General features: G+C 45.9%; 9 protein-coding genes. All 9 read right to left on the reverse strand.

The genetic code is table 11. From position 1 onward, the window contains the following. Positions 1 to 35 precede the first annotated feature (35 nt). The 9 genes from recG to K4H96_RS03330 all read right to left on the reverse strand — a co-directional run bounded on the left by recG (position 36) and on the right by K4H96_RS03330 (position 11,387). Positions 36 to 2,051 (reverse strand): ATP-dependent DNA helicase RecG, encoded by a 2,016-nt coding sequence (recG, locus tag K4H96_RS03290; RefSeq protein ID WP_223337446.1) that lies wholly within the window; start codon positions 2,049 to 2,051, stop codon positions 36 to 38. Between the two features lie 105 nt (positions 2,052 to 2,156). Beyond that, the gene (gene alr / locus K4H96_RS03295; protein ID WP_317628003.1) at positions 2,157 to 3,263 is read right to left on the reverse strand and encodes an alanine racemase; all 1,107 of its coding nucleotides are present in this window, start codon (positions 3,261 to 3,263) and stop codon (positions 2,157 to 2,159) included. Continuing rightward, entirely contained in the window at positions 3,253 to 3,615 is a 363-nt protein-coding gene (gene acpS, locus K4H96_RS03300) for a holo-ACP synthase (RefSeq protein ID WP_002896329.1), read from the reverse strand. The genes alr and acpS overlap by 11 nt, the downstream gene beginning before the upstream one ends. Positions 3,616 to 3,722: 107 nt before the next feature. After that, a complete protein-coding gene (locus K4H96_RS03305; protein ID WP_002907129.1) occupies positions 3,723 to 4,754 on the reverse strand; it encodes a 3-deoxy-7-phosphoheptulonate synthase in 1,032 nt (343 codons plus the stop codon). A 1-nt stretch (position 4,755) separates the two neighbouring features. Further along, on the reverse strand, positions 4,756 to 5,787 hold the full coding sequence (locus K4H96_RS03310) for a 3-deoxy-7-phosphoheptulonate synthase (protein WP_002901054.1): 1,032 nt from the start codon (positions 5,785 to 5,787) through the stop codon (positions 4,756 to 4,758). Positions 5,788 to 5,808: 21 nt separating this feature from the next. Then, the gene (gene secA / locus K4H96_RS03315; RefSeq protein WP_223337444.1) at positions 5,809 to 8,328 is read right to left on the reverse strand and encodes a preprotein translocase subunit SecA; all 2,520 of its coding nucleotides are present in this window, start codon (positions 8,326 to 8,328) and stop codon (positions 5,809 to 5,811) included. A 290-nt stretch (positions 8,329 to 8,618) separates the two neighbouring features. After that, positions 8,619 to 9,818 (reverse strand): acetate/propionate family kinase, encoded by a 1,200-nt coding sequence (locus K4H96_RS03320; protein ID WP_223337443.1) that lies wholly within the window; start codon positions 9,816 to 9,818, stop codon positions 8,619 to 8,621. A 133-nt stretch (positions 9,819 to 9,951) separates the two neighbouring features. Further along, entirely contained in the window at positions 9,952 to 10,665 is a 714-nt protein-coding gene (locus K4H96_RS03325) for an MIP/aquaporin family protein (RefSeq protein WP_125340462.1), read from the reverse strand. Between the two features lie 188 nt (positions 10,666 to 10,853). Continuing rightward, on the reverse strand, positions 10,854 to 11,387 hold the full coding sequence (locus K4H96_RS03330) for a GlcG/HbpS family heme-binding protein (RefSeq protein ID WP_223337442.1): 534 nt from the start codon (positions 11,385 to 11,387) through the stop codon (positions 10,854 to 10,856). Between the last annotated feature and the right edge of the window lies 1 nt (position 11,388).

Genomic DNA, 11,388 nt, shown 5'->3' on the forward strand with positions numbered 1-11,388 from the left:
TAAATATCTTGCAGGAAACTTAATTCAAAGAACCTTTAATCTAGGTAATCTCGCTTGTCCAAATGAAGAGCAATCAAGTGCCAATTAGAATCTGTCCGCCAGTTCGGATCAGCTGTAATCTGGCTGGCAACCTTTCTGGCTTCTTCTAAAATCGGATAATCTTCCACGATGTCTGCCACTTGAAACTCAGGAATACCAGACTGCCGAGTGCCAAAGATTTCTCCAGAGCCTCGCATTTTCAGATCCTCCTCAGCCAGCAGGAAACCGTCGGTCGTCTCAGTCATGATTTTCATGCGGCGCTTGCCCGACTCCGTCTTGGGATTGGCAACAAGGACGGCATAAGACTGCTTGCTCCCTCGGCCGACACGGCCTCTTAGCTGATGAAGCTGGCTGAGTCCAAAGCGGTCCGCATCCATGATGACCATCACAGTAGCATTGGGGACGTTGACTCCGACCTCAATGACCGTGGTGGAAACCAGAATGTCAGTCCGTCCTTCCTTGAAGTCCTGCATAATCGCCTCTTTTTCCTCGCTCTTCATCTTGCCATGAAGCAGAGCCACTTGGGCTTGCTGACCAAAATAGGCTGTCAGTTCTTCTTCTAGGGCAATGGCATTCTTAAGATCCAGCGCCTCAGATTCCTCAATCAAGGGAGAAATAAAGTAGACCTGAGCCCCCTTGTGGAGCTCTTTTTTTAGCCAGTCGAGGACGACTTCCAGCTGCTCATGCTTGACCCAGCGAGTGATGATAGGCTTGCGTCCTGCCGGCATCTGGTCAATAATGGACACATCCATATCACCAAAAGCTGTAATGGCAAGGGTTCTGGGAATTGGTGTCGCCGTCATCATGAGGACATCAGGATTGTCTCCCTTTTCCCGTAAAATCCGGCGCTGCTCCACCCCAAAGCGATGCTGCTCGTCAATAATGACCAAGCCCAACGCATGGTAACGGACTCCTTCCTGAATCAGGGCATGGGTTCCGACAATCATGTCTACCCGACCCTTTTCAATCGCTGCCAAGGTTTCTCGGCGTTCAGCTGCTTTCATTCCCCCAGTAAGCAGGGCCAGCTTCAATTCTGGAAATAGCTGAGCTAGGCTGTCAAAATGCTGCTCAGCCAAAATTTCTGTTGGAACCATCAGAGCTGACTGAAAGCCAGCTGTATAAACAGCATACATAGCTAGACCAGCGACTACTGTCTTTCCGCTTCCCACATCCCCCTGCAGCAGGCGATTCATGTGGCCAGGCGATCGCAAATCCTGCAAAATCTCTGTCAGACTGCGCTCCTGAGCTGAAGTCAGTTCAAAAGGTAAGCTCTTCTTTTTCTCGGCCACAGCATCCAACTGCCAATCAATTTTTAATCCATTGCTGACAGCCTTGGTTTCTCTCTTTAAGACCTGCAGCTGCATTTGAAAATAAAAGAGTTCTTCAAATTTAACCCGCCGAAGAGCCTGCTTGTAGTCCGCTAAGTCCTTTGGAAAATGCATAGCCCGCACAGCCTCCACTCTGCTCACTAGCTGGTAGCGTTCCAGCAGGGGCTGGGGCAGATTTTCCTCTAAGAGCAAGTCCAAACCTTGGTCAAAGGCAGTCTTAATCAGCTTGACCAAACTAGCCTGACTAATTCCCTGAGCCAGCCGATAGACAGGCTGCAAGTCGTCCTCTACCTGAGCCAGCAGTTTCATACCAGTCAGACTGGCTTTGGCTTTGTCCCACTTTCCAAAGACGGCTAAATTAGCTCCAACTTCAATCTTGTCTGCCAGATAAGGCTGGTTAAAGAAATTAACTGCCAGAGCGACTTCTCCCTGCTTGATGGTAAAGCGCAGGCGATTGCGTTTGTAGCCGTAATACTGGACATTGGCCGGGGTTACGACCTGACCAGAAACAACCGCTTTTTCTCCATCCTCCAAGTCTAGGACATTTTTACTCTTAAAATCCTCATAACGAAAAGGAAAATAAAGCAGCAAATCCTGCAAGGTCTCTAGACCCAGCTTGGCAAATTTTTCTGCTGATTTCGGTCCCACACCAGGCAGAACCGTCAAGGGTTGGTGTAAATTCATAATTCCTCTTTCAGTTCTGATACTGTTGCGATGCTGGCATCACAGACAGGGTGACCAAGCTAGAGCATTCTCAAATACTTCAAGCGGTTCCCTGCATTAATCTTCTTAGTCTTTATAGACCCTCGGTACACGGTCGCTAATCAAGCAAACCACCTCATAGTTAATGGTGCCACGCTTTTCTGCCACATCTGTCACCGTAATGGTCTCCGCTCCGCTATTTCCAATCAACACAACCGGCGTGCCAAGGGGATAAGCCTGAGGCAGGCGCACTGTAATTTGGTCCATGGAAACGCGGCCAACAATAGGACAACGCTGACCATCAATCAAGACATCAAAACCCTGCATATCCCGTGTCCAGCCATCCGCATAACCCAAAGGAATGGTTCCAATCCACTCTTGAGACTTGCTGGTGTAGGTGGCTCCATAGCCAACATCTGCTCCAGCCTCTACTTCCTTGACATGTACCAATTCTGAGACCAGCGACAAAGCCAGCTTGAATTCATAAGGAAGTTCTAAGACTCTTCCGCTGGGGTTGAGGCCATAAATGATGTCACCCAGCCGGACCGCATTTAGGACGGTCTCGCTATGCCAGAGAGAAGTAGCGGAATTACTAGCGTGAACGAGAGGAGGTACATTGTCCAGCTCAGATAAAATCTGATGAAAACGAGTCAGCTGGGCTTCGAACTTATGGTGCTCCGCTTCATCTGCCGTTGCAAAGTGGGTGAAAATCCCCTCTGCGACAGCCCCAGCAGCCTGCAAGCGATGGATTGCCTCCTGAGCTTCCTGACTATCTCGAAAACCAATCCGCCCCATACCAGAGTCAATCTTGATATGAAAATTCAATCCAGTCAAGTCTTCTTCAGCATCTAAGGCTAGATCCAGCCACTCCAGACTGGCTACGGTCAGAGAGACCTTTCCCTTTCTAGCCAGCGGAAGCGCAGCCAGATCTGACACTCCTAGCACCAGAATTTTTTTGCCAATACCAGCTGAGCGCAGCTCCAAGGCTTCATCAATATTAGACACACAAAATCCATCTACAAGGGGCTCAATGTGCCTAGAAACCTCAATAGCTCCGTGGCCATAAGCATTGGCCTTGACGACAGCCCACTTCTCTGTCGTCTGAGGCAGATGGGCACTTAGTTGTCTAATATTAAAAGCAATGGCAGCTAAATCAATCACTGCCTTGCTAGGTCTATGCAGACTAGCTTTCATCATTTTCCTCCAAAATAACGCTGGCTGTAACTAGGCCAGCAGCATGGCTGAGCGAAATCCAAACCTTGCCAGTAAAAGGTGACCGGCTAAAATAAGGTGCTCCCTGACGGTCGTTTAAAATCTCCAAATCTTGAAACCTGAGCTTACCAATACCAGTTCCCCAAGCTTTAGAGAAAGCTTCCTTGGCAGCCCAACGACCAGCTAGAAATTCGATTTTCCGCTTGCCGGATAACTCCTCAAAACGAGAAAGCTCAGCCTCTGTCAGCACCTTCTTTGCAAAGCGGGCATTTTTCAGATAGGCTCGCTCAATGGCAGCCAACTCTTCTATGTCAATTCCGTGTCCTTTTATCATATCATTCTCTGGAAAGGCGACAAAACTCAGCTGGGACGCCAGCTGAGTTTGTCTTCACCCGACAGTTAGTCCTCTTTACAGGTCAAGACTGTCCCTTTCAATTTTCCTTATTTATCTAAAGTGTTGTAAATTTCTTCAATAAGCTGAACTGTATTGTCCCAGCCTAGACAAGGGTCAGTGATAGATTTACCAAAGGCTTCTGGCTCATTTTGCCGGCCGTCTTCCAGATAAGACTCAATCATAAAACCACGAACCGCTCTCTTAATCTTTTCGTTCCAATCCCGATTCAGCAAGGTCTGACGTACAATCCTAATCTGTTCCAGATATTGTTTGCCGGAGTTATCGTGATTGGTATCGATGACAATGAAAGGATTCTCCAAGCCCATCTTTTCATAGTAGGAAATGGCATCCAGCATATTTTCATAGTAGAAATTTGGAATGTTCTTACCGTATTCATTGGTAGCCCCACGCAGAATAACATGAGCCAAAGGATTCCCAGAGGTTTCTACTTCCTGACCATGAAAAAGGAAAGTCTGCTTATTTTGTGCTGCATAGACAGCATTAAACATAACCCCCAGATTGCCAGAAGTTGGATTTTTCATGCCGACCGGAGCGTCAATCCCAGACGCTACAAAGCGATGCTCCTGGTCTTCAACTGAGCGAGCTCCCACAGCATGATAGCTGACCAAGTCGTCTACCAGCACAAGATTGGACGGATAGAGCATCTCATCAGCCGTCGTCAGACCAGTCTCTGTAATGACACGGTAGTGCAGCTGACGAACAGCCTGCAAACCATTGATAAGACTAGGAGCTTTAGAAGTATCTGGCTGGTGAACCAAGCCCTTATAGCCATCCCCATTGGTCCGCGGCTTAGCAGTATAGACGCGCATGACGATAAAAATCTTATCTGCGACCTTCTTCTGCAGCTCTGACAAACGGCGGGCATACTCCAGCACAGCCTCTTCATTGTCCGATGAGCAAGGACCAATCACCAAGAGAATACGCTCGTCTTCCCCACTGAGAATCTCAGCTAGTTCTTGATCTCGCTTATTTTTATGAGCCAAGGCCTGACCAGTCAGTCTGGTTCTGGATTTAATCTGCTCAATGTCAATCTTCTGACCTTTTTCAATAAATGCCATACTATTTTCCTAATGTATCATAAATTTCACGAACCAGCTGTTCTGTATTAGCCCAGCCCAGACAAGGGTCAGTAATGGACTTGCCAAAGACTTCTGGCTCGTCCTGACGGCCGTCTTCCAGGTAAGACTCAATCATAAAGCCTCGTACTGTAGCCTTAATCTTTTCATTCCAGTCTCGGTTAATCAGAGTCTGGCGAACGATACGAACCTGTTCCAGATACTGCTTACCAGAGTTATCATGATTGGTGTCAATGATGATAAAGGGATTTTCTAAGCCCATTTTTTCATACTGGGCAATAGTATCCAGCAGGTTATCATAATAGTAGTTGGGAATGTTCTTACCGTATTCATTCAGAGCACCACGCAAGATGGCATGCGCCAAAGGGTTGCCAGACGTTTCAACTTCCTTACCAGCGAATAGGAAACTCTGCTTGTTCTGAGCTGCATAGATGCCGTTAAACATGACATTGAGATTACCAGAAGTCGGATTTTTCAAGCCAGTCGGCAGATCCGCTCCACTAGCTACAAAGCGATGCTGCTGGTCTTCGACCGAGCGAGCTCCTACAGCCATGTAAGAAATCAAATCATCTACCAGAGGCAAGTTTTCTGGATAGAGCATCTCATCAGCTGTGGTCATGCCTGTCTCGGAAATAACCCGATAGTGCAGATTGCGGACTGCCTTGATGCCGTTAATCAGACTTGGAGCGGCAGTCGCATTGGGCTGATGAATAAGCCCTTTGTAGCCATCTCCGTTCGTCCGAGGCTTGGCAGTATAAACCCGCATGACCATGAAAATGCGGTCTTTTACTTCTTCTTGGAGAGCAGATAGACGCTTGGCATACTCTAGCACCGCTTCTTCATTATCTGAAGAGCAGGGACCGATAACCAAGAGAATGCGGTCATCTTGACCACGCAGAATGGCTTCCAACTCTCGGTCACGCTTTTCCTTGCGAGCTAACATGTCGCCTTCTAGCTTAGCAAGTTGGCGAACTTCTGCCACATCAATGGGTTGACTAGTTGCTTTAAAGGTCATCTATTCTCCTTCTTTTATGTTTTACTTTTTGCGGCCGTGGCAGTTCTTGAACTTCTTGCCAGAACCACATGGACAAGGGTCATTTCTCTTCACATTAGACAGGTTCACATTCTCAGGCATATTTGGCGCCTTGGCAGAGATATTGCGGGTAGCTGTTGTACTAATAGCCCGCTCTGTCCGCGGACGCTCTTGCTCATGAATCTGCGCTTTCATCATCAGACGAGTCACATCAAACTCAATAGAACCAATCATGTCGTTGAACATACGGAAGCTTTCTGCTTGGTATTCGACAACTGGGTTGTTTTGTGCATAGCCACGCAGTCCAACAGCATTGCGCAGCTGGTCAAGGGCGTCGATATGGTCAGTCCACTTGCTGTCCACCACGCGCAGAATCAAGACCTTCTGGAATTCACGCACAGCTTCTTCGTCTCGCAGCTTAGCAATCTGACTATCATAGACTTCCAATGCACGTTCAAACAGATAATCTTTGATTTCTTGGTCAGATTTGCCTTCCAAATCGCTGTCTGAAATAGAATCTTCTGAAACCAAGTTATACTTAGCAAAGTTTAAAATCGCTTCAATCTTATCATCCTGATCAGAGTGGCTGCTGCCATCAACGATACGGTTGATCGTCCGCTTAATCATAGCATGGATTTCAGGACTGAGGTCACGGTCAGCAGTAATAACATCATGGCGCTCAGCATAAATAATTTCCCGTTGCTCACGCATCACGTCATCATATTGCAAGACTTGTTTCCGCGTATCGTAGTTATTTCCTTCGACACGCTTCTGAGCTGCCTCTACCTGACGGGTCAGCATGCCAGACTTGATAACAGAATCTTCGTCACTAAGATTCATTCGATCCAAGAGGGCTTTAATGCGCTCTGAGCCAAAGCGACGCATCAGCTCATCTTCCAGTGACAGGTAGAATTGTGACTCACCTGGATCACCCTGACGGCCTGAACGTCCGCGCAGCTGATTGTCAATCCGGCGGCTTTCATGGCGCTCTGTACCGATAACGCAGAGTCCCCCCAGTTCGCGAACACCTTCACCCAACTTGATGTCGGTTCCCCGTCCGGCCATATTGGTCGCAATAGTAACCGCACCACGTTGGCCGGCGTTCATGATAATTTGTGCTTCTTTATAGTGGTTTTTTGCATTAAGAACTTCATGAGGAACCCCAGCTTCTACCAATTTCTTAGAAATATAATCACTGGTTTCAACCGCAACGGTACCGACCAGAACTGGCTGGCCTTTTTCATGACGCTCTTTAACATCCTGAACAACTGCCTTAAACTTAGAATCAATACTTGGGTAGAGCAGGTCAGAATGGTCAATACGTGCTACCGGACGGTTGGTTGGAATTGGAATAACACGAATGTTGTATGTTTCACGGAACTCTTCTTCCTCTGTCTTAGCTGTACCTGTCATACCGGACAACTTCTTATACATACGGAAGAGGTTCTGATAAGTGATAGAAGCAGAAGTCTTTGTTTCTTCCTGAATCGGTACACCTTCTTTGGCTTCAATCGCTTGGTGGAGACCGTCAGAGTAACGGCGGCCTTCCATTGTCCGACCGGTAAACTGATCGACAATCAGAATTTCCTGATCTTCACTAACCACATAGTCAATGTCAAGCAGCATAATGTAGTTAGCTCGCAGAGCATTGTCGATAAAGTGAGTCAGAGCAACATTTTCAATATCGTAGAGATTGTCCAGCTTGAAGTAGCTTTCTGCCTTGTCAATACCTGAGTCAGACAGACCAATCGTCTTAGACTGAACATCGATGATGTAGTCGTCCTTATCCAGAGATTTGACATAGTGGTCAGCCATATGATAAAGCTGGTTGGTATCTGAAGAAACCGGTCCGGATACGATCAATGGTGTCCGAGCTTCGTCAATCAGGATTGAGTCCACCTCATCGACCAAGGCATAGTTGAGTGGGCGCTGTACCATGTTTTCAGCGCGGACTACCATGTTATCACGCAGGTAGTCAAAGCCGATCTCAGCATTGGTTGAATAGGTAATGTCGCAAGCATATGCCTCTTTCTTCTCAGATGGAGACTTAGCTGCCAGATTGATACCGACAGAAAGGCCAAGCCAAGAGTAGAGTTCACCCATTTCAGTCGCATCACGCTCAGTCAGATATTCGTTGACTGTGACAACATGCACACCTTTTCCTGCAAGGGAATTTAGGTAAACTGGCATTGTCGCTGTCAGGGTTTTTCCTTCACCAGTACGCATCTCTGGAACGTCACCATGATGGAGAACGATCCCCCCCATAACCTGTACCTTATAAGGGAAAAGACCCAACACACGCTTAGCTCCTTCACGGACAACCGCAAAAGCTTCAGATAAGAGCTGATCTAAAGTTTCACCATCAGCATAGCGTTTCTTGAATTCTTCTGTTTTTGCCTGAAGTTCTTCATCAGACAAGGCCGCCATTTCGTCTTCATAAGCCAAGACCTTATCAGCCATTTTTTCTAATTTTCTTAATTCACCTTTATCATTTTCAATGATAGTCTTTAAAATATTCGCCATTTTTTTCCTTACTATATAATAATCTTTCTGATTTTTAGAATGTTCTTTTCATTATAGCATGTTTTCCTATATCTTTCAAGAATGAAAAAAGCAAAAAAGCTCCATCAGACTGTGCTTATAAAACTGGGAGATGATAAGATATCTAAGCTAAAAAAGAAAAGGCAGAGGTCTTGCTCTGTCTTTTCAAATACGAATATTACAAGGATAAACTAGTCTTTTTTTTCTTCTTGATAAAGAAAGCTGTTCCTGATAAGATCTATCACTCCTTGAACATTCTACCGCTCTTTTGGCTACTTAAAATCCAGCAAGCGCATGGTGTCTTGGGCAATCATCAATTCTTCATTGGTTGGAAGAATGAGAATTTTAGCCTGAGACTGGGAATTTTGAATAAAGAGCTGTCCTTGCTCGTTAGCTGCCTGATTTAAAGAAAGTCCTAAGCAATTGAGCTTTTGAACGACCAAGCTGCGGATCAAGGCTGAATTCTCCCCGATTCCAGCAGTGAAAACCAATGCGTCAAGCCCATCTAAATCTGTGATGTAGCTTGCAATGGTCTGAGCGATGCGGTTGACAAACATATTGACTGCTAGACTGGCTTTTTCATCGCCTCTGTCACAAGCTTCCAGAACATCTCTTAAATCATTGCTGAGCTGGGAGATTGCTAGCAGACCGGATTCCTTATTGAGGACATCACTTAATTGCTGAGCTGATAATTTTTCCTGTTCTAGCAAAAAAGGGAGAATCATAGGGTCAATATCACCTGAGCGGGACCCCATCATCAGACCAGCTAAGGGGGTGAATCCCATCGAAGTATTGACAGACTGACCATTTTTAATGGCGCAAATACTAGCACCATTGCCCAAATGGCAGTTGATAATCTTCAAATGCTCAGCAGCCTCTCCTTGCCCTTCCCAAATCTCCTTTATCTTTTGAGCAATATACTTGTGACTCGTTCCATGGAAACCATACTTCCTCAAACCGTATTTATGATAGTAATCCCAGGAAAGAGGATAGAGATAATAAGCTTCTGAAAGGCTTTGGTGAAAGGCTGTATCAAACACAACCACTTGTCCTGTCTCCGGCAAGGCCTTTTGGAAAGCTCGAATCCCTACCAAGTTGACAGGATTATGGCTAGGAGCTAGGAAGGACAGCTTCTCAATGATGGATAACACTTGCTCATCTATCAAAGCAGAATCATCAAAGGATTCTCCACCATGGGCTACGCGATGACCGACTCCATCAATCTCGTCCAGAGAAGCAATCAGCTTCCGCTCCAAAAGAAAGTTCAGCAAGTAATCCACGGCAAATTGATGCGAAGGAATAGCCAGCAGTTCCTTTTCTTTTTGACCTTCAAATTCAATCTTAAAAATGCCTTCCTTTAAGCCAATCTTTTCAAAAATTCCTTTCACCAAAAGGTTTTCATCAGGCATACTGAGCAGTTGAAATTTTAATGACGAACTGCCCGCATTAATCGCAAAAATTTTTTTAGACATATTTTTCTCCTGAGCAATGAAAACAGTGATTTTTTCAAATAACGTTTTTTGAAAACTGAAATTTTCCATTGCTACTTGTTAGATAAATAAGCTAGCTTCAACTGGTCGGCTAGCTTATTTACTATTTTATATATTACATAGCATTGACTGCCAAGACAGCCAAGACAGCGCCGATAGTCGGTCCTACAATTGGCACCCAAGCATAAGCCCAGTTTGCATCTCCTTTATTCGGAACTGGCAAGAGGGCATAAGCAAGGCGCGGACCGAAGTCCCGAGCTGGGTTGAGGGCAAAACCTGTCGTCGAACCCAAAGACAAGCCAACCGCCATAATGAGGAAGCCAACTAAGAGTGGAGTGAGTCCAGGCGTGATTTCGCCGTGCGTTATCATCAAAAGTGCAAAGATGAAGAAGAAAGTCGCAACGATCTCGCTGAGCAAATTAAATGCTGGATTCTGGATGGCTGGTCCAGTAGCAAATACGCCAACTGAGTTGCCTTCTTCTGCCTTGGTTTCTTTGAAATGGGGATAATAGAAGAGCACTACAATAGCCGCTCCGACAAAAGCCCCTAGAATCTGAGCGATGATATAGCCCACCACTTGTTCCCAAGGGAAGATGCCACCCACCGCAAAGGCAATAGTGACAGCTGGGTTAAGGTGACCGCCAGTATTATAAAATCCTGCCGTATAGACACCCAAGGTCACTGCCAAGCCCCAGCCAAATACAACGGTAAACCAATTGGGAGCGAAACCTTTTGCAAGACTCTTATTAAGACTAATAGACGCTCCGATTCCATTCCCAAAAACCATCAGAACCATGGTGCCTAAAAATTCACCTAGATATTTTTCCATACTCCATACTCCTTCATTTCGAAATACTTTATACTCTCTCCTCTATATTGCTTCTACAGCGCAATATAGATCCTAAGAAAGCATAAGAGAAATGTGCTCGTAAAATAGGAGAAAAACCCTAGCTCCAAAGCATAGATTGCAAGTGGTATTCTCTCCTCTGATATTATTTAATTAGCTAGATTGCTTCTCTACAGTCCTACAGCATACTCAGCAATGGATTGGTCTTCTTCAGAACTTCCTCCGCTGACGCCGATACCGCCAATCATCTCTGACTGGCAATAAATAGGAATGCCACCTGCTAAACTAACGACCTTATTGTCAGTCATCGTTTCCAGCTGGTAGAGCCACTGGCCAGGCTGAGTTAAAGGTGCTAAATCCTTGGACTGCATCCTCATGCCAACAGCTGTGTAAGCTTTCTTATAAGCCATATCGTTACTCACTAACAAGGCATTTTCCATACGATAGGCCATCACGACTTGTGCTGCAGGATCAACCACCGTTATCACGACAGCTAGTCCTAGCTCTTCAGCCTTGCGTCTGGCCCTTGTTACCAATTCCCAGGCATCCTGATAGATATTTGTGAAAAGAACAGGCTCTTTATCCAGTAAGGTTTGGCATCTGGCAAGGACTTTTTGAATAATGCTGTCCTGCAATTCTGAGTTTCCTTTCCAGCTTGATAGTTCTGGACTGCTGAGCTCGTCTTTCTCTCTATCTCTAGCCATC

The sequence above is a fragment of the Streptococcus sanguinis genome, assembly GCF_020729765.1.
In the GTDB taxonomy this organism is placed as follows: domain Bacteria; phylum Bacillota; class Bacilli; order Lactobacillales; family Streptococcaceae; genus Streptococcus; species Streptococcus sanguinis_Q.